3 protein-coding genes are annotated in these 1,317 nt (G+C 72.8%); all 3 read right to left on the bottom strand.

Features of this window, described 5'->3' with window-relative positions:
• Positions 1–6 precede the first annotated feature (6 nt).
• Positions 7–480, bottom strand: a complete 474-nt coding sequence (locus GA0115240_RS23915; RefSeq protein ID WP_093739506.1) for a Clp protease N-terminal domain-containing protein — start codon at positions 478–480, stop codon at positions 7–9.
• A 7-nt stretch (positions 481–487) separates the two neighbouring features.
• Entirely contained in the window at positions 488–682 is a 195-nt protein-coding gene (locus tag GA0115240_RS23920) for a helix-turn-helix domain-containing protein (RefSeq protein WP_093739508.1), read from the bottom strand.
• A 95-nt stretch (positions 683–777) separates the two neighbouring features.
• On the bottom strand, positions 778–1,317 hold a 540-nt coding region (locus GA0115240_RS23925; RefSeq protein ID WP_141708948.1), incomplete at its 5' end, for a serine hydrolase.

The raw sequence follows: 1,317 nt of genomic DNA on the forward strand, positions 1-1,317 counted from the left end.
CGGCCCTCAGCCGTCCGCGAGCCGCTCGCGTACCGCGGACCCGCGCACGCCCAGTTCGGCGAGCAGATCGGCCGCCGGGTCGGGATGGCGGGTGGTGAGCAGCGCCAGCAGCAGATGCCGGCTGTCGATGCGGCGCCCCCGGCGCTCGCTCTCGGCGGCCTCTTTCGCCCCCACGATCACTGCCCGCGCGGCGGAGTTCAGTGTCATCCGGCGCTGTCCGCGCGGGGACCGCGGCGCGAGCCGCCCGTCGAAGTGGATGCCCAGCGCCGTCAACGCCGCCTGGTCCATGGTGTCCAGCGCGGACCGCCCCTGATCGAGGGTCACGCCCAGGGCGCGGGCGGGCGCGGCCCCGTCGTGCAGGAGCGCGAGCAGCAGGTGGTCGGTGCCGATCCGGCGGTCCCCGCGCCGGTCGGCCTCCTGGCGGGCGAGTTCGAGCAGGGCCTTGAGCCCGGTGGGCACGGCGGTTTCGGCTGCCGGCATGACGACCTCACTTTCCGTACTTCGCGTGTACCGACTGGCGGGACACCCCGAGGGCGTCACCGATCTGCTCCCACGACCACCCCTGCTGCCGGGCGAGCGCCACGTGTGCGGCCTCGATCTGCTCGGCGAGCCGGTGGAGCGCGCCGACGGCGCGCAGGCCGACGGCTGGGTCCTCCGAATGCACGACCGCGGTAAGGTCCATGGCCGTCAGTCTAGGCTGACAGCGACCGGAGTGTCAATCCAAACTGACACCTGGGACGGCGGAGGGACCCGGGCGGACCGCCCGTCGTGTCCGGATCAGTTCAGTCCGGCGGTGAAGGACTTCGCCGCCGCGGCGGCGGCCGCCTGCACCAGATCGATGCCCTTCTGCTCCGACGCCTGTCCCGAGGACAGCACGGAGATCAGCAGCCGGTGGCCGTTGTTCGTCACCATGCCGATGCTGTTGATGTCCCACCGGCCGGTCGCGGTGCGCTCCAGCCAGCCGTTCTTCAGGGCGTAGCCGGCCGCGTCGGAGTCGGCGGCCGAGACGCCCCAGCGCTGGCCGTCGGATATCGAGGTCATCAGCGACTTCATGTAGCCGCGGGAGGCCGCCGACAGCGGTGAGCCGCCGCCCCCGAAGACCGCGCGCAGCAAGGTGAGCTGGTCGGCGACGGTGGTCTGGGTGAGGCCCCACAGGTCGCCGGAGCCGCCGACGGTGTGCCGCAGCCCGAGGGTGGCGTTGGCGGACGCGAGTCCCGAGTCGCCGCCGATGGTCTCCCACAGGGCCTCGGCCGCGTCGTTGTCGCTCACCTCGATCATGGAGGTGGCCAGCTCCCGCTCCCGCTGGGTCACGTACGT

The organism is Streptomyces sp. DvalAA-14 (assembly GCF_900091855.1).
Lineage (GTDB): Bacteria > Actinomycetota > Actinomycetes > Streptomycetales > Streptomycetaceae > Actinacidiphila.

Excerpts from the sequence above, each read along its gene's own strand:
- GA0115240_RS23915 (WP_093739506.1), bottom strand. The coding sequence starts at position 480 with ATGCCGGCAGCCGAAACCGCCGTGCCCACCGGGCTCAAGGCCCTGCTC.
- GA0115240_RS23920 (WP_093739508.1), bottom strand. The coding sequence starts at position 682 with ATGGACCTTACCGCGGTCGTGCATTCGGAGGACCCAGCCGTCGGCCTG.